Origin of the sequence: Micromonospora sp. NPDC050795 (assembly GCF_044456785.1) — a bacterium.
Taxonomy (GTDB): Bacteria; Actinomycetota; Actinomycetes; order Mycobacteriales; family Micromonosporaceae; genus Micromonospora.
The window spans coordinates 1-18,208 of the sequence record NZ_JBITGE010000056.1 but is presented as its reverse complement, the minus strand read 5'-3'; the positions used below and the strand labels follow the sequence as shown (position 1 = coordinate 18,208).

Below are 18,208 nucleotides of genomic sequence, written 5' to 3'. Positions count from 1 at the left end.
CCCCTCGTTGCCCCCCCCCCCCCCCCCCCCCCGCCCGGCGGGGGGGGGGGGGGCCCGGGGGGGGGGGCGGCCCCCCCCCCCCCCCCCCCGGGGGGGGGGCCCCCCCCCCCACCCCCCCCCCCCCCCCCCACGACGGGACGTGCGGTCAGGAGATGTGGTGCAGGATCACGTTGTGCACGTGGTGGCTCTTCTGCGCGCCACGGAACTCCACCTCGTAGGTGTGCGTACCGACGTGGATGGCGATGGCGCCGGTGGAGAAGAACGAACCACCCCACGACTTGTTGCTGACCACACTCACGCTGGTGATCTTCGAGTACGGGATGCTCGTGATCGCGAACCGCTTGCCGACGAACGAGCGGTCCTGGATGATCACGCGCCGGTCGGTCAGCCCGATGAACCCGGTACCGGTGCCGACGGCGTCGTACACGGCGATGATCTGCTCGCCTTCGAGGAGGCCACTCTCGATCTGCTGGACCTGCTCTTTGCGGTCGTACGCGATGTTCGCCATGTGCCCCAGGTTAGGAAACCGGCGCCAACGCGCCCACCCGGTGGTGGCGGAAACTCGGCGTGCCTCATCGGGGGTTCGCGTCGGTCGCGGCGCGGACGAACTCTCGTACCCGGGTGGTGGTGTTGCTGGGCAGCCAGACCGGCCCCCGTTCGATCGGTGGCGCGTCGTGGATGGGCACGTACGCCACGTCGGGGCGCGGGTAGTAGCGCCGCGTGTGCTCGCCCACCGGCAGGACTCCCCGGCCCAGCGCGACCAGGGACAGCATCTCGGAGAAGGTGTTCCCGGCGGGCCCCTTCGGCACCGCCCGGCCGGACGGGGTGCGCTCCGGGGTGCGGTCTCGCTTGAACTCCACCGACGTCACTGTCGGGTACTGCACCACGGGGTGGTCGGCGAGCACCTCCAACGACACCGACCGTTCCCGGCTGAGCGGGTGACCCGCGGCCACCGCGAGCACCCGGTCCTCGCAGAGCAGCGCCGGGCCGGTGGCCATGCCGTCGAACGGGTACGAGGCGATCAACACGTCGGTCGAGCCGTCGAGCAGCCCGGACCGGGTGGTCGACAACTGCGCCTCGTGCACCTCCACCCGACAGTCGGGGTGCCGTTGACCGAACAGGGCCACCGCCCGGAGCAGTACCGGCGCGGTCCACTCGCCGAGGAACGCCACCCGCAGCGTCCCGGTCACGCCCCGGGCGGCGTCGGTCGCGCGGCGGACGGCCTCGTCCATGCCTGCCACCAGCGGGGCCAACTCGTCGGCGAGCTGTCGGCCGATCGGGGTGAGCCGGACGACTCGACTGGTGCGGGCGAACAGCGGTGCGCCGATCTGGCGCTCCAGCTTCTTCACTATGTGGCTGACCCGGCCGGTGCTGACGGTCAACCGCTCGGCGGTCCGGCCGAAGTGCAGTTCGTCCGCGAGGGTCAGGAACGTCTCGACCTCGTACCGCTCCAGCACACCAATCCCATCGTTGACCTGTGGGCAACGATCGTAGCGGCATCAGGTCTTGGTCGGCGCCTCTCGTCCGGGGATCGTGAACGCGGCAGCGAAGACCGAACGAAAGGCTCCGACATGAGCATTGGCAACCACCCGGCCGGCGTGAGCGCGGTGCGGGTAACCGGTTTCGACCACCTGGTGCTGACGGTCACCGACGTGGAACGGTCCCTGAGCTTCTACTGCGACCGGCTCGGGCTGGCACCGGTACGGGTCGACGAGTGGCGTGCGGGCACGGTTCCGTTCCCGTCGGTGCGGATCAGCCCCGACAGCATCATCGACCTCGTCCGCGGTGAGCCGCGGGGCGCGAACGTCGACCACTTCTGCCTCGTGGTGGCTCCACTGAACTGGACGCAGGTGATCGAGTCGGAGGTCTTCACAGTGCTGACCGGGCCGGTCAGCCGGTTCGGTGCCCGCGGTTCGGCGACCTCGATCTACGTGCGGGACCCGGACGGCAACTCGGTGGAGCTGCGCTGGTACCCGCAGGACGCCGGGCCGGATGCGGAGACGGTCGTCAGGCCTCGGTGACCGCCCGGTAGGCGTCCTCGATGCGGGCGGCCAACAGCACCTCGCCCTCGGTCAGCGGCTCGCCGCTGCCGTGCCCGACCCGGATCTGGGTGCTGTCGGCCCGGCGGCTGATCTCGGGCCGCAGATGCAGCGCATCCGCGACGACCTTGACCCGTTCAGTTAGTGCGGCGTGTTGGGTATCGTCGATCACGAGCGTCCGTCGGATCTGCTCGCCCTCGCGCGTCCAACCAGATAGCAAGGTCAACGCGTCGGAAAGGTAGTCGTGCTTGGCCCTGCTGCTGAACAGCACGCGCATCACCGCACCCCCCAAGCGCCGTTGCCGGCTTGTGGCCAAATCGTCGCCATCCCGTGTCTTGTCGGTGTCCCCTAGTCTCTCGCTGCTCGGAGGGGGTGTCCACGCCCACACTTCCGTGTCTTATTGGCTTAGCGGACGGCTACGGTACCCAAACCGCCGATTGATCTGGCACCCTGGACGCCCGTGCGGACCGAACGGGCGAATGATGGCGGGCAGGCCGAACGACGGGACCTGAAGGTGATCGTCGGTGCGGCGATCATCCGGGATGGGCGGGTGCTCGCCTGTGCGCGTTCCGCTCCACCCGAGGTGGCGGGCATGTGGGAGTTTCCGGGCGGAAAGGTCGAGCCGGGGGAGGCCGAGACCGACGCGTTGATCCGGGAGTGCGCCGAAGAGCTGGCCGTACGCGTCGAGATCGGCGACCGGGTCGGCCGCAATGTACGGATGGCGCACGGCCGCTCGGTGCTCAAGGTGTACGCGGCCCGCCTGCTCGGCGGCGACCAGCCACAGGCGCTGGAACACGAGGCGCTCCGCTGGCTGACGGCCGACGAACTGGACTCGGTCACCTGGCTTCCCGCCGACGCCCCCATCGTGGCCGCCCTCCGCCCCCTCCTCCTGCGCAACCCTCGTTGATCATGAAGTTATTGCCATGACACGCCGCGCAGGAGCGCAATAACTTCATGATCACCGGGCCGGGGGCCGGGGGCCGGAGGGCCGGGGGCCGGGGTTGGGGTTGGGGTTGGGGTTGGGGAAGTGGGACGGGGGCCGTGGCAGCTGCCACGGCCCCCGTTGTTGTTCAGGTGGTCAGTGCTTGTTGTCCTGCTCCGGGTGAGCGAAGTTGAGGTGCTCCGGGGGCAGCGGGAAGGTCACGTCGTCGCCGAACGGAGACGGCGCGGCGGCCCGGTCGAAGGTGAGCTCGGTCAGCGGCAGCTTGCCCCGGTCGTCGACCGCCGGAGCGGTCGGGTGGGGCACCTCCCGGTGCCAGTTGACGCCGCTCTGCGCCTGCGCCTCAGCCCCCGAGTCGTGGGAGCCACCCGCGTGCGAGTGCACCCCACCCCGGGCGGAGCCCGGCGTCGCCGAGCCCTGACGGGCGGTGGTCACGCTGGTCTGGGGCGTCTCGCCCCGACGGAAGATCTTGCTACCAAGCCACACAAGGGGATCGTACCTGCGGTCGACGACCCGTTCCTTCATGGGGATGATCCCGTTGTCAGTGATCTTGATGTGCTCGGGGCAGACCTCGGTGCAGCACTTGGTGATGTTGCAGAAGCCGAGGCCCTGTTCGGCCTGCGCGTACTCCTTGCGGTCGGTGCGGGCGTCCAGCGGGTGCATGTCCAGCTCGGCCGCCCGGATGAAGTACCGCGGACCGGAGAACGCCTGCTTGTTCTCCTCGTGATCGCGGATCACGTGGCAGACCGTCTGGCACAGGAAGCACTCGATGCACTTGCGGAACTCCTGCGAGCGCTCCACGTCGACCTGCTGCATCCGGTAGTCGCCCGGAGCCACGTCCGCCGGAGGGGCGAACGCCGGGGTCTCCCGTGCCTTCTCGTAGTTGAACGAGACGTCGGTGACCAGGTCCCGGATGACCGGGAAGGTGCGCAGCGGGGTGACCGTGACGGTCTCGTCGTCGCCGAAGGTCGACATCCGCGTCATGCAACCCAGCCGCGGCTTGCCGTTGATCTCCATCGAGCAGGAGCCGCACTTGCCGGCCTTGCAGTTCCACCGGCAGGCCAGGTCGGGCGCATCGGTGGCCTGCAGACGGTGGATGACGTCGAGGACGACCTCGCCCTCGTTCACCTCCACCATGTAGTCCTGGAGGTCGCCGCCGCTCTCGTCGCCCCGCCAGATCCGGAACTGACGCTTCCCGCTCATCGGTTGTCCGCCTCTCCAGCGTCGTCAACGAGGGCGTCGAAGTCGGCGAGCTCCTCGTCGGTGAGGTACTTGGCCAGCTCGGCCCGGTCGAAGAGGCCGATCAGCTCCGACCGCATCTTCGGCAGCGGCTTGCGGGTCAGCTGCACGGTGTCGCCGTCCAGCGCGCAGACCAGGTTGACCTGCCGCCACTTCGGCTCCATCGTCGGGTAGTCCTCCCGGGTGTGCCCGCCGCGCGACTCCTGCCGCTCCAGCGCCGCCTTCGCGGTGCACTCCGAGACCACCAGCATGTTGCGCAGGTCCAGGGCCAGGTGCCAGCCCGGGTTGTAGCGTCGGCCGCCGGCCGCGCTCACCTTGGCCACCCGCTCCCGCAGCTCGGCGAGCCGGACCAGCGCGTCGGCCAGCTCACCCTCCCGGCGGATGATGCCCACCAGGTCACCCATCACCGCCTGGAGGTCCTGCTGAAGGGTGTACGGGTTCTCGCCGGTGTCCCGTTGCAGCGGCGCGAGGGCGGTCTCCACGGCCGCCTCGACCTCGTTAACGGCCACCTTCGGCCGGGCGGTCAGCCCGTCGGCGTAGCTGGCCGCGTGCCCGCCCGCCCGCTTGCCGAAGACCAGCAGGTCGGACAGGGAGTTACCACCGAGGCGGTTGGAGCCGTGCATGCCACCGGAGACCTCACCGGCGGCGAACAGCCCGCGTACGTGGCCGAAGGCGGCACCCGAATCCGGGTCGACCTCGACGCCGCCCATCACGTAGTGGCAGGTCGGACCGACCTCCATCGGCTCGGCCGTGATGTCGACGTCGGCCAGCTCCTTGAACTGGTGGTACATCGACGGCAGGCGGCGGCGGATCTCGTCGGCCGAACGTCGGCTCGCGATGTCCAGGAAGACGCCACCGGCGGGGGAGCCCCGGCCGGCCTTGACCTCGCTGTTGATGGCCCGGGCCACCTCGTCGCGGGGCAGCAGCTCCGGTGGGCGTCGGTTGTTGTCCGGGTCGGTGTACCAGCGGTCCGCCTCCTCCTCGGTCTCCGCGTACTGCTTGCGGAAGACGTCGGGGACGTAGTCGAACATGAACCGCTTGCCGTCGGAGTTCTTCAGGACGCCGCCGTCACCGCGCACCGACTCGGTGACCAGGATGCCCTTCACCGAGGGCGGCCAGACCATGCCGGTCGGGTGGAACTGGAGGAACTCCATGTTGATCAGCGTCGCCCCGGCGCGCAGCGCCAGCGCGTGCCCGTCCCCGGTGTACTCCCAGGAGTTGGAGGTGACCTTGTAGGAGCGCCCGACGCCGCCGGTGGCCAGTACGACCGCCGGCGCCTCGAAGAGGATGAACTCGCCCGACTCGCGGTAGTAGCCGAACGCGCCGGCCACCCGGTCACCGTCGAGCAGCAGCTCGGTGATGGTCGTCTCGGAGAACACCCGGATCCGGGCGTCGTACGAGCCGAACTCCCGCTGGTCCTCCTGCTGAAGCGAGACGATCTTCTGCTGGAGGGTGCGGATCAGCTCCAGCCCCGTCCGGTCACCCACGTGCGCCAGGCGCGGGTACTCATGGCCACCGAAGTTGCGCTGCGAGATCTTGCCGTCCTTGGTGCGGTCGAAGAGCGCACCGTACGTCTCCAGCTCCCAGATCCGCTGCGGCGACTCCTTCGCGTGCAGCTCGGCCATCCGGAAGTTGTTGAGGAACTTGCCGCCCCGCATGGTGTCGCGGAAGTGCACCTGCCAGTTGTCCCGGCTGTTCACATTGCCCATCGCGGCGGCGGCGCCGCCCTCGGCCATCACCGTGTGCGCCTTGCCGAACAGCGACTTGGAGATGATCGCGGTCTTCTTGCCGGCCAGCCGGGCCTCGATCGCCGCGCGCAGACCGGCGCCGCCGGCCCCGATGACGACGACATCGTAGTGGTGTCGTTCGATGCGAGTGGTTGTGGTCATGTCAGGGGCCCTTTAGTTGATGAACCGCAGGTCGGAGAACCAGCCGGCAGCGAGCGCCATGATGTAGAAGTCGGCCAGCGCCAGGGTGCCGAGGGTGATCCAGGCGAGCTGCATGTGCCGGACGTTCAACGCCGAGACGAAGGTCCAGGCCTTGTACCGCACCGGGTGCTTGGAGAAGTGCTTGAGCCGGCCGCCGATGATGTGCCGGCAGGAGTGGCAGGAGATCGTGTACGCCCAGAGCATCACCACGTTGAGCAGCAGGATGATGTTGCCCAGCCCGAAGCCGAAGCCCTTCGGCGAGTGGAAGGCGAGAATCGCGTCCCAGGTGTTGATCAGCGAGATGATCGCGGCGGCGTAGAAGAAGTAGCGGTGCAGGTTCTGCCCGAGCAGCGGGAAGCGGGTCTCACCGCCGTACTCCTTGTGCCCGTCCGGGACCGCGCAGGCCGGCGGCGACAGCCAGAACGACCGGTAGTACGCCTTGCGGTAGTAGTAGCAGGTGAGCCGGAACAGCAGCAGGAACGGCAGGGTCAGCGCGGCGTCCGGGATGATCCACCAGCCGGGCAGGAACCGGCCGAAGTGCGAGGCTTCCTCGACACACCGGTCGGTCACGCACGGGGAGTAGAACGGGGTCAGGTAGTGGAACTGGTCCACCCAGTACCACTTGTGCATGAAGACCCGGACCGTCGCGTACGCGACCCAGGCGCTGAGCCCGATCACGGTGATCAGCGGGGCGAACCACCATCGGTCGGTACGCAACGTCTTCGCCGCGATGGCGGCGCGCGCCCGCGCCCCCTTCGGCCTCGTTGCCGTTGAAGTCATTCGAGTCGTCTCCTCGACGGGCCCGTACGGGCGGGCTGGTCTCTCTCCGGTCGGCACGCGGACCGGCGAACCCGCACCCGCTGCCACGTCATGCGCACACCAACGACCACGCCGGATCGACCGACGCAGCTAAGTGACACACGTTACGCCGATCTCCGCGAGCCGTCCGCGCAAGGGAGTGTCCCGTGTGTCTGGCCTGCGGAAAAGCCCTCGACGCGCCGGTTTGACGCACGTCGCCGACCATCAGCGAGCGTGGCCGACACCGTCAGCCGGATGCTCCTCCGGTGAAGTGCCACGACGCCAGCCGCATCGACGGCGCCGCCCACCAGGCACCGTCCACCCGGTCCGGTTGGCGCACCGCCCGCGCGCCGAGCCCGAGCACCGCCCCCGGCCCGAGCGCCCGCGGGTACGACTCGGTGAACCGCAGGTCCCGGACCGCCCGGACGACAGTGCCGTCCTCGATCAGCCAGACGCCGTTGCGGGTCAAGCCGGTGACGACGAGGCTCTTCGGGTCGAGCACCCTGGTGTACCAGAGATCGGTGACCAGCAGCCCTCGGCGTACGCCGGCCACCAACGCGGCGGTGTCCGCGTCGACGACCGCTCCGGCCGCCGCGCCGGTGGTGCTCCGGCCCACCGCACTGGCCGGGCCCGCCACCGCGCCGGTCAGCCGCAGGTTGCGGGGCATCGGGCCCCAGGTGGCACCCCCCGCGACCGCGTGCCCGGTGGACTCCGCGCCCGCCTCGGCGGCGGTCCGGCGATCGTGCGCCACCGCCCGGGTGGTGCCCGCCTCGACGAGCGTCAGCGCCCGTCGGCCGGTGCCCTCCGCGTCGAACGGCAACCCGGACCCGCCCAGCGGGTCGTCCACCACTGTCACCGCCCTGTCGAACTGGGCCGCGCCCGGTTCGGCGAACGACTGCCGCTCGGCGTACCGCTTGCCGTTGAAGCCGAAGAACGACAGGTTCTGCAGGAGGTCCGCCACCGCGGCCGGCTCGAACACCACCTCGTAGTGCCCCGGCGGCAGCTCGACCGGGTCGGCCGCCGCCCGAACCTTCGCGGCCGCCTGCGCGCCCAACTCGGCGCCGTCGAGGTCGGACAGCCGGTCGGTGCTGCGCCGGGCCACCCCGTCGGCGCCGTCGAGGCGGGCGATGCCGTCCATCGCCGCCTCCACCGAGCGGCCGTACGCCGAGTGCCCGGCCGAGTTGGCGAACGCCGACGAGCGGTGCGCGGTGCGGCAGTAACCGGCGGTGCTGAGGCCCCCGGCGGCGGCCACGAACGCCCCGACCCGATCGGCCCGCTGATCCGGCTCGGCGTGCGCGGTGGCCTCGTCGACGGGCGGGGCGTCCGGCGTGGGCGTGGGCGTGGGCGGGGTAAGCCCCGGCCAACCCGGGTCGGGCGGGCAGAGCCGCGCCGCGGCCAGGGTGCGCTCCACCAGACCGGACAACCCGTCGGCGGTGACCACGCTCCCGCCACCGGCAGCCGTCCGACCGTCCACGTGCACCCGCAGCCGGACCCCGACGGTGGACTCGGAGACGTTCTGGTGGATGCCCGAGTTGGCGAACCGGGTCAGCGCCAGGTCCGCCCGCGTCACCACCGCCTCGGCCTGCGCGGCCGGCCCGCCAAGACGCCGAACCAGCTCGACCACCTGCCCCGCCAGCTCCAACTCCGTCTGCCCACTCATGCCGAGCCACCTTTCGTTCGCGACTGCGGGGCTCGCAAACCCGGCTCACTCCTCGCGCTCACGCTGAGACCCCCACGCGGACGTTGCGGAACCGGGCCGGCGCGGCCGGGTGGCCGGTGTGCCCGATCTGGCCGGGCTGGCCCTTACCGCAGTTGGGCGTGCCCCAGGAGACCGTCTCGCTGGAGAGCATGTCCATCGAGCGCCAGAACAGGGGGCCGATCCCGGTGTACGTGGGGTTGCGCAGCATCCGCCCCCGCCGCCCCTTCTTGATCTCCCAGCCGACCTCGCAGCCGAACTGGAAGTTGAGGCGCTTGTCGTCGATCGACCAGGACCGGTTGAGGTCCATCAACACGCCGTCGTCGGTGGCCGCGATGATCTCCTCCAGCGTGTGCGGGCCGGGTTCCAGGCCGACGTTGGTCATCCGCACCATCGGCAGCCGGGCCCACCCGTCGGACCGTACGCTGCCGCCGTAGTCGAGGCTGGCCATGGCTGCGGAATCCCGGCCGGCGAGCACGCCCACCCAACGACCGTCCCGGACCGCGTCCCGCTTGACCGCCGGGGAGCCCTCGTCGTCGAAACCGAAGCTGCCCAGCGCACCCGGGATCGTCGGGTCGATGGTGATGTTCATCAGCTCCGAGCCGTAACGCAGCGAGCCGAGCTGGGCCAGGTCCAGCCAGGACGTGCCGGCGAACGCAGCCTCCCAGCCGAGGATCCGGTCCAGTTCGATGGCGTGCCCGACCGACTCGTGGATCTGCAGGGCCAACTGCTCGCCGCCGAGGATCAGGTCTGTCTCGCCGGCCGGGCAGGCCGGCGCGGTGAGCAGCGCCCGGGACTCCTCGGCGATCCGCGCGGCGTGCGCGGCCAGGTCCAGCGACTCGACCAGCTCCCACCCGGTGGTGCCGTACTGGCCGCGGTAGCTCGGCCAGGAGCGGCGCTGCGTCTCGCCGTCGCCGATCGAGGTGGCCGAGATGCCGCCGCCGCACTCGCGGATGCGCTGGTCGATCCGGTGGCCCTCGCTGGAGACGAACCACTTCGCGGTGTCCCAGATCTGGTACAGGCCCTCGGCCAGGTCCGCGCCGTGCTCGGCCATCGTGCGCGTCGCGTCGACCAGCAGATCGCCCTTGTCGGACAGCGGCACTCCGAGCGGGTCGATCTGGCAGCCGGACGCCCAGCTCGCGGTGACGGCCTGGACCGGCACCAGGTCGACCGAAGGACCCGGCACCCGCGCGCTCGCCATGGCGGTCCGCGTCGCGCGCCGGCCGGCGTCGCGGGCGGCGGCGTCCGACAGATCGGGTACGGCGTGGAAGCCCCAACTCGCCCCGACGAGCGCTCTGACCCCGAGCCCGATGCTCTCGTCCTGGGTCAGTTCCTCCACGTCACCGTTGCGCGCGGTCATCGACTCGTAGCGGCGGTGCATCACCCGGGCGTCGGCGTACCGGGCGCCCGCGTCGAGGGCGGCCTGGACGGCGGCGGCGGCCGCGTCGAACTCGGTCATGGACCGACCCTAGGCCAGCGGACCGACGCCCGTCAGGGGACGAGATCCTCCGGCCGGATGGTGGCCCGCACCGGCTCGGTCATTTCCAGAACCTCGCCGCGCTTTGTCGTTGCCTTCTCCACGTAGTGGGCGCCCTGCCGCTGGTAAAGGCGCATTGCCCCCGTCCCCTGCTCCACCAGCAGGTACCACTCGATGCCGGCTGCGGCGTAGTAATGCATCTTGAGGACTTTGTCGGTGGACGCGTTGCTCGGCGAGATGATTTCGCAGACCAGTCGCACATCAGCCGACTCTATGTTGGGCTCGTCGAGATCGATTGCGTTGGTGACCACGAGATCGGGGATCGGTATTCGGCCTGGCCGGAGCCGAACGTTCACCGCCTCCAGTAGCTCAAGGTTGGCCGCCTCCGCGGCTGCTTCCAGAATGTTGCCGAGCTTGCGGGAGATTCGTTGATGCCGAGGGGTGGGTCCTGGGGTCACGTGGAGGCTCCAGTCGAAGAGTTCGACGCGATCCTGCGTCTCGCCGAGGGCGAGGAACTCCTCTTCGGTCCACGGACCTTCGTGATCGAACACAGCCGCGGTCATGGGTCACCTCCACCTCGTGCCACGGGCATCCTCTGCTGTCTGCTGTCGCCATGGTCGCACCTGACGTGCGAGTACGGCCATGAACGGGCGTGGATGGCGAGGTGACGGGGGTGCGGGGCCGATGCCGACTCGTTACGCTCGGGCCCGCTGACACGTGCCGACTTTGTAGCTTATTTTCACCCTCGGGACTTTGCTGTAAGTTCTCTTCGTCACTGAGGGAGGTGGCCGTGGACAGCTCGGAACCCTCGCCGTCCGGGGACCCGGACGACCGTCCCGCCGTGCCGGCACAGCGCTCCGACCAGGACGCCTACCTGCGGGTGCGTGATCTTCGGGTCCGGTTCGACACCGAGGACGGCGTGGTGCGCGCGGTCGACGGGGTGTCGTTCGCCGTCGAGCGGGGCCGCACCCTCGGCATCGTGGGTGAGTCCGGCTCTGGCAAGAGCGTCACCTCGCTGGCGATCCTCGGCCTGCACGACCCGAAACGGACCACCATCACCGGGGAGATCTCCGTGGGTGGCCGGCAGGTGGTCGGCCTCGCCGACGAGGAGGTACGCCGGCTGCGCGGCCGGGACATGGCGATGATCTTCCAGGATCCACTGTCGGCGCTGCACCCGTACTACACCGTGGGCCGGCAGATCGCCGAGGCGTACCGGGTGCACCACCCGAAGGCCAACCGGCGTGAGGCCCGCCAGCGTGCCGTCGACATGCTGGACCGGGTCGGCATCCCGCAGCCGGCGCGTCGCTTCGACCAGTACCCGCACGAGTTCTCCGGCGGCATGCGCCAGCGGGCGATGATCGCGATGTCCCTGGTCAACGACCCGGCGCTGCTGATCGCCGACGAGCCGACCACCGCGTTGGACGTCACAGTGCAGGCGCAGATCCTGGACCTGCTCGCCGACCTCCAGGCCGAGTTCCACTCCGCGATCATCCTGATCACCCACGACCTCGGCGTGGTCGGCCAGGTCGCCGACGACGTGCTGGTCATGTACGGCGGACGGGCCGTCGAGCGGGGCAGCGTGGAGCAGGTGCTCCGTGCGCCGCAGCATCCGTACACCTGGGGGTTGCTCTCCAGCGTGCCGTCGCTGCACGGCGACGCGGACGCGGACCTGGTGCCCATCCCCGGCAACCCGCCCAGCCTGATCAACCTGCCGTCGGGCTGCGCGTTCCACCCACGCTGCCGGTACGCGGACCGCGCCGGCAGCCGCTCCCGCACCGAGGTGCCCGAGCTGCGCCCCGCCGGGGCCGATGGCCACCTGGTCGCCTGTCACCTGAGCGCGGAGGAGCGCGCCGCGTTCTACGCCGAGGACATCGCATCCGTGGGGGTGGCCCGATGACCGATGAACCACTGCTGCGGGTACGCGGCCTGAGCAAGCACTTCCCGGTACGCCAGGGGCTGCGCTCCACCGGTCTGGTGCGGGCGGTCGACGGGCTCGACTTCGACGTGCGCCCGGGCGAGACGCTCGGCCTGGTGGGGGAGTCGGGCTGCGGCAAGACCACCACCGGTCGGATGCTGGTGCGGTTGCTGGAACCGACGAGCGGCAGCATCGAGTTCGACGGGCGCGACATCACGCACGCCGGCCGCCGGGAGTTGCGCCCGCTGCGCCAGGAACTCCAGATCATCTTCCAGGACCCGTACGCCTCGCTGAACCCTCGGCACACGGTGGGCCGGATCGTGGCGATGCCGCTACAGGTCAACGGAATCAAGCCGCCGGGTGGCATCAAGGCCCGTGTGCAGGAGTTGCTGGAGCTGGTCGGGCTGAACCCGGAGCACTACAACCGGTACCCGCACGAGTTCTCCGGTGGTCAACGCCAGCGCATCGGCATCGCCCGCGCGCTGGCCCTGCGGCCGAAGCTGATCGTCGCGGACGAGCCGGTGAGCGCGCTGGACGTATCGATCCAGGCGCAGGTCGTCAACCTGCTGCGCGACCTGCAACGCGAGCTTGGCCTGGCCTTCGTGTTCATCGCGCACGACCTGGCCGTGGTCCGGCACTTCTGCCAGCGGGTCGCGGTCATGTACCTGGGTCGGATCGTGGAGATCGGCGACCGGGCGGACATCTACGAGCGGCCGCAGCACCCGTACACCCGGGCGTTACTCTCGGCGATCCCGGACGTCACCCAGCTCGGCCCGGCGGGGCGGATCCGGCTGACCGGTGACGTACCCACCCCGCTGGACCCTCCGTCGGGTTGTCGGTTCCGCACCCGGTGCTGGAAGGCGCAGGACATCTGCGCCACCGAGGAGCCCGCGCTGATCCCGCGTGACGGCGGCAACCAGGCCACCGCGTGTCACTTCCCCGAAGGGGAAGCGGCCAGCACAAGCCCCGAAGGGGATTCAGCCAGCACGGGCCCCGAAGGGGAAGCGGCCAGCACAAGCCCCGAAGGGGATTCAGCCAGCACGAGCCCCGAAGGGGAAGCGGCCAGCACGAGCCCCGCACGGGCGGACGCGAACGTCGAGGAGGTGTCGTCGTGAGCCTGTCCCCGGTGGAGGGTGTGGCGCTGGCCGAGATCGAGTCCGGTGGCGACGAGGGCGGAGCCGCGACCACTGGCGTCGTGGGCCGTTCGCCCGGTCAGCTCGCCTGGCTGCGGCTGCGCCGCGACCGGACGGCGATGATCAGCGGCGTACTCCTGGTCTTGTTCCTGTTGTTGGGGTTGGCCGCCCCGCTGATCGAGATGGTCTACGGGGTCGGCCCGCGGGAGCAGTTCCAGAACATGCTGGACGGCTTCGGCATGCCGCTGGGGTACGCCGGCGGGGTCAGTGGCGAGCACTGGTTCGGTCTGGAGCCGGGGCTGGGTCGGGACATCTTCATCCGGCTGATCTACGGGCTGCGGACCTCGCTGTTCATCGCGTTCGCGGCGGCCCTGATCACCGCGACGATCGGGATCGTGCTGGGGGCGCTCGCCGGCTACCTCGGCGGCTGGCTCGACGCGGTGATCAACTGGATCACCGACCTGACCCTGGCCATGCCCTTCCTGATCATCGCGCTGGCGCTCACGCCCACCATCACGCTGCGCTTCTACGGTGAGCGGGGGCAGGTGTCGTCCGCCTTCGGGGTGGGTGTGCTGATCGCCGTCTTCGCCATCTTCGGCTGGACCAGCACGGCCCGGCTGGTTCGCGGGCAGGTGATCGCGCTGCGCGAGCGGGAGTTCGTGGAGGCGGCCCGGGCCAGCGGGGCCGGGTTGGGGCACATGCTCTTCCGGCAGTTGCTGCCGAACATCTGGGCACCGATCCTGGTGTCGTTCTCCCTGGCGGTGCCGCAGTTCATCACCAGCGAGGCGGCGCTGTCGTTCATCGGCGTCGGCCTCAGCGACGAGACGCCGAGCTTCGGCCGAATGATCTACCGCAGTCTGGACTTCCTCCAGACCGACCCGGCGTACGTGTTCTTCCCGGGCATCACGATCTTCGCGCTGGTGTTCGCCTTCAACCTCTTCGGCGACGCGTTGCGGGACGCGCTCGACCCGAAGTCGTCCCGGTAGGGGTCAAAATCATGGCGCGATTTCTGCTCAAGCGACTCTTCTCCGCCACGCTGACCCTCTTCGCGGTGAGTGTGTTGACCTTCCTGATGTTCTTCGCCCTGCCGCGTGACCCGGTCAGCAGCATCTGCTCGAAGAACTGCAACCCGGAGCGGCTGGAGCGGGTCCGCGACGACCTGGGCCTGAACGACCCGCTGATCAGCCAGTACGCCGGTTACATGAAGGGCATAGTGACCGGTCGGGATCTGGGCAGCGCCCAGGGCGGCCGGTGCGACGCACCCTGCCTGGGCTGGTCGTACGTCACCAACGAGGCCGTCTCGGACACCATCGCCCGGGTGCTGCCGGTGACACTGAGCATCGTGATCCCGGCGGCCATCCTCTGGTTGCTGCTCGGCGTGGGGCTCGGCATGGCGTCCGCGCTGCGTCGGGGCACCTGGCTGGACCGGCTGGCCATCGGCTTCTCGCTGACCGGCGCCTCGTTGCAGCTGTACTTCGTGGGCGCGGTGCTGCTGCTGGTGTTCGTCTACAACCTGCGGCTGTTGCCGGTGCCCAGCTACACCTCGATATTCGACAACCCGGCGAAGTGGGCCAGTGGGCTGGTGCTGGCCTGGGTGGCGTTGGCCTTCCTCTTCTCGGCCATCTACGCCCGGCTGTCGCGGGCGCAGATGTTGGAGACGCTGTCGGAGGACTTCGTCCGGACCGCGCGGGCCAAGGGCCTGGCCAAACCAACTGTGTACGGGCGACACGCGCTGCGCGCGGCGATCACTCCGGTGGTGACCATCGCCGGACTCGACGTGGGCGGGGCGCTGGGCGGGACGGTGATCACCGAGACGACGTTCGGCATCCAGGGGCTGGGGCGTACGGCGGTGGACGCGGTGCGTGCGGGCGACCTGCCCACGATCATGGCGACCGTGTTGATCGCCGCCGTCTTCGTGGTGTTGGCGAACGTGCTCGTGGACCTGCTGTACGCGGCAATCGACCCACGGGTGCGGCTGCGCTGAGCCATCGGTGACCAGCGCGCGGCCGGTGGCGGAAGTTATCGACAACTGTTACACAACTCGTAGGTTTTCTTCCTTACGATCCTCGGGACGTCGGCGGTTCTCGCCCCGACGAATTCGCACGGCACATGGGTGAAGGGGGTACTTCATGAGACCACGCGTGGCGGTTGCCGCAGGCGGCGCGATCGCTCTGGTGGTGGCACTGGGTGCGTGCTCGAAGAACACGGGCGAGGGCACCACAGTGGACAACAACAGGCAGCAGACCGGGGTCATCGCGACCGACCCCAAGGACTCGCAGGGGCCGGCGGCCGAGGTGAGCGGCGCCGCAAAGGGCGGCACCTTCACCATCATCCGGGAGTCGCCGATCTCCCACCTCGACCCGCAGCGGACGTACTCGTTCGCCGGGCTGATGACCAACCCGCTCTTCGCCCGCTACCTGACCACCTGGAAGGACGACGGCAAGGGCGGCCTGGTCCTGGTGGGCGACCTGGCCGAGACGCCGGGCAAGAACGTCAACAACGACTGCAAGGTCTGGGAGTTCACCGTCAAGGACGGGGTGAAGTTCGAGGACGGCCGGCCGATCACCTCCAAGGAGATCGCGTACGGCATCGCCCGGTCCTTCGACCCGGACCTGTCCGGCGGCCCGACCTACATCCAGGAGTGGCTGGCCGACACCGCGCAGTTCGACACCAAGTGGGACTTCAAGAAGAACAAGACGTCGCTGCCGCCCGGCCTGACCACCCCGGACGCGAAGACGCTGCGCTTCGAGTTCGCCAAGCCCCGCTGTGACCTGCCGTTCGCGGTCTCGCTGCCGACCACCGCACCGTTGCCGGCCGACAAGGACACCGGCGTCGACCTGGACAAGCAACCGTTTTCGTCCGGCCCGTACAAGGTCGCCAAGAACCAGGTCGGTGTGCAGATCACCCTGGACCGCAACCCCAACTGGGACCCGAAGACCGACCCGGTCCGGCACCAGTACCCGGACCAGTTCGTCTGGAGCTTCGGCCCGACCGCGGACGCCGCCAACAACCGGGTGATCGCCGACAACGGCGCCGACCAGAGCGCGCTCGCCTTCAACACGGTGCCCGCCTCGCTGGTCGCCAAGGTCGCCGGGGACGCCACGCTCAAGTCGCGCAGCATCCTCTCCCCGACCCCGAGCGCCAACCAGCTCGTGATCAACAACCAGCGGGTCACCGACCTCAAGGTCCGTCAGGCGCTCAACTACGCCATCGACCGCGAGGGCTTCATCAAGGCCATGGGCGGGCAGACCGTCGCCGCGCCGCTGACCACGTTGATGCCGCCGGCCACCATCGGCTTCAAGGCGTACGACGCGTACCCGGCGGGCGCCAACGGCAACCTCGACAAGGCCAAGGAGCTGCTCGGCGGGAAGACGCCGGAGCTGGTTCTCGGCGTGGCCGACAACTCCACCGAGCAGCAGCAGGGCGCGCAGCTCAAGGCCAACCTGGAGCGGGCCGGCTTCAAGATCACGCTGCGGAACATCTCCGACGACGCGAAGCTCGACGAGATCAAGAAGAAGGACAACCCGTGGGACCTGTACATCGGTAACTGGGCGGCGGACTGGCCGAGCGGGGCCTCGATCCTGCCGGTGCTCTACGACGGCCGCACCATCAAGGCCGAGGGCAACAGCAACCAGGCCTACTTCAACGACCCGGCGATCAACACCGAGATGGACCGCATCTCGGCGCTGCCCGCGGCCGAGCAGGGCCCGGAGTGGGCCAAGCTCGACGAGCGGATCATGAAGGAGCACGCGCCGGTGGTGCCGCTCTTCGTCGACGTGGCCTACAACGTGCACGGGTCCAAGGCGGGCGGGATCTTCATCTCCAGCGTCTTCGGCTACCCGTCGTTCGTGAACGCGTACGTCAAGCCGTAAGTCACACCGCAGACCAGCAGGGTCCCCTTCCGACAACGTCGTCGGGAGGGGACCCTGCTGTCATGGACTGGTACCCGCCCATCGAGCCGTACGACTCCGGGATGCTCAGCGTCGGCCACGGAAACGAGCTGTACTGGGAAGTGTGTGGAAACCCCGGCGGCAAACCCGCCGTGTTCCTGCACGGCGGCCCCGGCGGTGGTCTGCTCCCCGGCAATCGGCAGTACTTCGACCCGTCCGGCTACCGCGTCGTGCTGTTCGACCAGCGGAACTGCGGTCGCAGCCGGCCCTTCGCGGGCGACCCGAAGACGTCACTGGAACACAACACCACCCCGCACCTGGTGGCGGACATCGAGCAGCTACGCGAGCACTTGGAGATCCAGCGTTGGCTCGTCTTCGGAGGCAGTTGGGGCAGCACCCTCGCCCTGGCCTACGCGCAGGCCCATCCCGAGCGGGTCACCGAACTCGTGCTCCGTGGCGTGTGGCTGGTTCGCAGGTCGGACGAGGCATGGGCGTTCACCCCGGCGGGCGCGGCGCACCTGCTTCCCGCCGAGTGGGCGGCCTTCTGCGCTGCGATCCCCGTGACGGAACAGGACGACCTCGTCGGCGCCTATGGCCGCCGCATCTCCCATCCCGACCCCGCGGTCCACGGCCCGGCGGCCCGCGCCTGGATGAGCTGGGAGCTCTCGGCCAACACGCTGCTGCCGATGGCACCGCCCGGCATCGACGACGCCAGCCTGCTGGCGTTCGCCCGCATCACGCACCACTACATCAGTAACGGCGGCTTCCTCCCGCCGGAAGGTCTCCTGGCGGGCGTCGACCGCATTCGACACATCCCGACGGTGATCGTGAACGGCCGATACGACATCAAGACGCCACCGAACCAAGCCTGGGACCTGCATCGGGTCTGGCCTGAGGCGACGTTCCACATTGTGGAGGACGCGGGCCACAGCGGCTCCGAACCTGGCACCCGCAGCCTGCTCATCGAAGCCACCAACCAGTTCCTCGGATAAGGGGTCGCGCAATGGCCTCTTGAAAACGAATCGGCCCCCTACGCCATCCGCCCAGCCGGTTGCTCACTAAGGCGTGTTTCATAAGCCCGGTCAGAGCCATTCGCAGATGATGGTGATGGTCAGGACGGCCTGGAACCGGACGGCCAACTTGTCGTAGCGGG

Annotated in this window: 17 protein-coding genes; 8 read left to right on the top strand and 9 right to left on the bottom strand. The window is 69.5% G+C overall.

Going from position 1 to position 18,208, the window contains the following annotated elements; all coding sequences use genetic code 11:
- Positions 1–145 precede the first annotated feature (145 nt).
- On the bottom strand, positions 146–508 hold the full coding sequence (locus tag ACIBEF_RS30805) for a PH domain-containing protein (RefSeq protein ID WP_030337500.1): 363 nt from the start codon (positions 506–508) through the stop codon (positions 146–148).
- A 64-nt stretch (positions 509–572) separates the two neighbouring features.
- Positions 573–1,457, bottom strand: coding sequence for a LysR family transcriptional regulator (locus ACIBEF_RS30800; RefSeq protein WP_396796875.1), 885 nt, complete (start codon positions 1,455–1,457; stop codon positions 573–575).
- 114 nt (positions 1,458–1,571) lie between these two features.
- Between ACIBEF_RS30800 and ACIBEF_RS30795 the strand changes: the two genes are divergently transcribed.
- On the top strand, positions 1,572–2,021 hold the full coding sequence (locus tag ACIBEF_RS30795) for a VOC family protein (protein WP_396796873.1): 450 nt from the start codon (positions 1,572–1,574) through the stop codon (positions 2,019–2,021).
- Here the strand turns inward: ACIBEF_RS30795 and ACIBEF_RS30790 are convergent.
- Positions 2,008–2,316, bottom strand: a complete 309-nt coding sequence (locus ACIBEF_RS30790) for a 4a-hydroxytetrahydrobiopterin dehydratase (protein ID WP_396796872.1) — start codon at positions 2,314–2,316, stop codon at positions 2,008–2,010. The two genes, ACIBEF_RS30795 and ACIBEF_RS30790, sit on opposite strands and share 14 nt — an antisense overlap.
- Before the next feature lie 183 nt (positions 2,317–2,499).
- Here ACIBEF_RS30790 and ACIBEF_RS30785 point away from each other — a divergent pair, with 183 nt between their 5' ends.
- Positions 2,500–2,946 (top strand): (deoxy)nucleoside triphosphate pyrophosphohydrolase, encoded by a 447-nt coding sequence (locus ACIBEF_RS30785; RefSeq protein WP_357227944.1) that lies wholly within the window; start codon positions 2,500–2,502, stop codon positions 2,944–2,946.
- A gap of 171 nt (positions 2,947–3,117) precedes the next feature.
- Here the strand turns inward: ACIBEF_RS30785 and ACIBEF_RS30780 are convergent, their stop codons facing one another.
- The 6 genes from ACIBEF_RS30780 to ACIBEF_RS30755 form a co-directional block, all read right to left on the bottom strand.
- A complete protein-coding gene (locus ACIBEF_RS30780) occupies positions 3,118–4,182 on the bottom strand; it encodes a succinate dehydrogenase/fumarate reductase iron-sulfur subunit (RefSeq protein WP_396796871.1) in 1,065 nt (354 codons plus the stop codon).
- A complete protein-coding gene (locus ACIBEF_RS30775; RefSeq protein WP_357207963.1) occupies positions 4,179–6,107 on the bottom strand; it encodes a fumarate reductase/succinate dehydrogenase flavoprotein subunit in 1,929 nt (642 codons plus the stop codon). The genes ACIBEF_RS30780 and ACIBEF_RS30775 overlap by 4 nt, the downstream gene beginning before the upstream one ends.
- A 12-nt stretch (positions 6,108–6,119) precedes the next feature.
- Complete coding sequence (locus ACIBEF_RS30770) at positions 6,120–6,926, bottom strand: hypothetical protein (RefSeq protein WP_124859396.1); 807 nt, start codon at positions 6,924–6,926, stop codon at positions 6,120–6,122.
- Positions 6,927–7,191: 265 nt separating this feature from the next.
- Positions 7,192–8,604 (bottom strand): TldD/PmbA family protein, encoded by a 1,413-nt coding sequence (locus ACIBEF_RS30765; protein ID WP_396796870.1) that lies wholly within the window; start codon positions 8,602–8,604, stop codon positions 7,192–7,194.
- 58 nt (positions 8,605–8,662) lie between these two features.
- Positions 8,663–10,099, bottom strand: coding sequence for a TldD/PmbA family protein (locus ACIBEF_RS30760; protein WP_396796869.1), 1,437 nt, complete (start codon positions 10,097–10,099; stop codon positions 8,663–8,665).
- Between the two features lie 32 nt (positions 10,100–10,131).
- On the bottom strand, positions 10,132–10,680 hold the full coding sequence (locus ACIBEF_RS30755; RefSeq protein ID WP_396796867.1) for a Uma2 family endonuclease: 549 nt from the start codon (positions 10,678–10,680) through the stop codon (positions 10,132–10,134).
- Between the two features lie 278 nt (positions 10,681–10,958).
- Here ACIBEF_RS30755 and ACIBEF_RS30750 point away from each other — a divergent pair, with 278 nt between their 5' ends.
- The 6 genes from ACIBEF_RS30750 to pip all read left to right on the top strand — a co-directional run bounded on the left by ACIBEF_RS30750 (position 10,959) and on the right by pip (position 18,047).
- Positions 10,959–12,014 carry an ABC transporter ATP-binding protein gene (locus ACIBEF_RS30750; protein ID WP_396796894.1) on the top strand — a complete coding sequence of 352 codons (1,056 nt, stop codon included), beginning with the start codon at positions 10,959–10,961 and terminating at the stop codon, positions 12,012–12,014.
- Entirely contained in the window at positions 12,011–13,147 is a 1,137-nt protein-coding gene (locus tag ACIBEF_RS30745; RefSeq protein WP_396796865.1) for an ABC transporter ATP-binding protein, read from the top strand. Before ACIBEF_RS30750 ends, ACIBEF_RS30745 begins: the two co-directional genes overlap by 4 nt.
- Positions 13,144–14,151, top strand: a complete 1,008-nt coding sequence (locus ACIBEF_RS30740; RefSeq protein WP_396796864.1) for an ABC transporter permease — start codon at positions 13,144–13,146, stop codon at positions 14,149–14,151. The genes ACIBEF_RS30745 and ACIBEF_RS30740 overlap by 4 nt, the downstream gene beginning before the upstream one ends.
- 11 nt (positions 14,152–14,162) lie before the next feature.
- Positions 14,163–15,149, top strand: coding sequence for an ABC transporter permease (locus tag ACIBEF_RS30735; RefSeq protein ID WP_396796862.1), 987 nt, complete (start codon positions 14,163–14,165; stop codon positions 15,147–15,149).
- Between the two features lie 145 nt (positions 15,150–15,294).
- Entirely contained in the window at positions 15,295–17,037 is a 1,743-nt protein-coding gene (locus tag ACIBEF_RS30730) for an ABC transporter substrate-binding protein (protein ID WP_396796861.1), read from the top strand.
- Between the two features lie 62 nt (positions 17,038–17,099).
- Positions 17,100–18,047 carry a prolyl aminopeptidase gene (gene pip, locus ACIBEF_RS30725; protein ID WP_396796859.1) on the top strand — a complete coding sequence of 316 codons (948 nt, stop codon included), beginning with the start codon at positions 17,100–17,102 and terminating at the stop codon, positions 18,045–18,047.
- Positions 18,048–18,208 lie beyond the last annotated feature (161 nt).

Excerpts from the sequence above, each read along its gene's own strand:
- ACIBEF_RS30805 (WP_030337500.1), bottom strand. The coding sequence starts at position 508 with ATGGCGAACATCGCGTACGACCGCAAAGAGCAGGTCCAGCAGATCGAG.
- ACIBEF_RS30795 (WP_396796873.1), top strand. The coding sequence starts at position 1,572 with ATGAGCATTGGCAACCACCCGGCCGGCGTGAGCGCGGTGCGGGTAACC.
- ACIBEF_RS30790 (WP_396796872.1), bottom strand. The coding sequence starts at position 2,316 with ATGCGCGTGCTGTTCAGCAGCAGGGCCAAGCACGACTACCTTTCCGAC.
- ACIBEF_RS30780 (WP_396796871.1), bottom strand. The coding sequence starts at position 4,182 with ATGAGCGGGAAGCGTCAGTTCCGGATCTGGCGGGGCGACGAGAGCGGC.
- ACIBEF_RS30775 (WP_357207963.1), bottom strand. The coding sequence starts at position 6,107 with ATGACCACAACCACTCGCATCGAACGACACCACTACGATGTCGTCGTC.
- ACIBEF_RS30770 (WP_124859396.1), bottom strand. The coding sequence starts at position 6,926 with ATGACTTCAACGGCAACGAGGCCGAAGGGGGCGCGGGCGCGCGCCGCC.
- ACIBEF_RS30765 (WP_396796870.1), bottom strand. The coding sequence starts at position 8,604 with ATGAGTGGGCAGACGGAGTTGGAGCTGGCGGGGCAGGTGGTCGAGCTG.
- ACIBEF_RS30760 (WP_396796869.1), bottom strand. The coding sequence starts at position 10,099 with ATGACCGAGTTCGACGCGGCCGCCGCCGCCGTCCAGGCCGCCCTCGAC.
- ACIBEF_RS30755 (WP_396796867.1), bottom strand. The coding sequence starts at position 10,680 with ATGACCGCGGCTGTGTTCGATCACGAAGGTCCGTGGACCGAAGAGGAG.
- ACIBEF_RS30745 (WP_396796865.1), top strand. The coding sequence starts at position 12,011 with ATGACCGATGAACCACTGCTGCGGGTACGCGGCCTGAGCAAGCACTTC.
- ACIBEF_RS30735 (WP_396796862.1), top strand. The coding sequence starts at position 14,163 with ATGGCGCGATTTCTGCTCAAGCGACTCTTCTCCGCCACGCTGACCCTC.
- ACIBEF_RS30730 (WP_396796861.1), top strand. The coding sequence starts at position 15,295 with ATGAGACCACGCGTGGCGGTTGCCGCAGGCGGCGCGATCGCTCTGGTG.
- pip (WP_396796859.1), top strand. The coding sequence starts at position 17,100 with ATGGACTGGTACCCGCCCATCGAGCCGTACGACTCCGGGATGCTCAGC.